The sequence below is a fragment of the Peptoniphilus sp. HMSC062D09 genome (assembly GCF_001811425.1).
Lineage (GTDB): Bacteria > Bacillota > Clostridia > Tissierellales > Peptoniphilaceae > Peptoniphilus_A.
Genome location: NZ_KV804699.1, coordinates 1 through 450 on the forward strand (window position 1 = coordinate 1; position 450 = coordinate 450).

Genomic DNA, 450 nt, shown 5'->3' on the forward strand with positions numbered 1-450 from the left:
TAAAACCAATACTAAAAGCCTTAGACAAAGCAATAGAAGTAACAAATATAAATAAAGAAGAAAGAGTCTTTCATTCAGACCAAGGCTGGGCTTATCAAGTAAAACAATACACATCAAAACTTGAAGCCAAAGGAATAACCCAATCAATGTCAAGAAAAGGCAATTGTCTAGATAACTCCCCAATGGAAAACTTCTTTGGAATACTAAAACAAGAAATATACTATGGCAAAAAATTCTATTCATATGAAGAATTAAAAGAAACAATAGAAGAATATATGGAATATTACAATAAAGATAGAATAAAAGAAAAATTAGGATATTTAAGTCCAGTGGAATATAGAGAAAAGAATGCAGCATAAAAATTCCACCCCTAGGGGTGGAAAGTAATAAAATAATACCAGAACTAGTAAACTACCAGTCCTGGTATTAGGTCCAACTTTATGGGGTCAC

General features: G+C 31.1%; 1 protein-coding gene. It reads left to right on the forward strand.

All coding sequences use genetic code 11. The features are described 5' to 3' along the window. Positions 1-359, forward strand: a 359-nt coding sequence (locus HMPREF2801_RS02700) for an IS3 family transposase (RefSeq protein ID WP_148130062.1), incomplete at its 5' end; no start/stop codon positions are given. Positions 360-450: the final 91 nt, after the last annotated feature.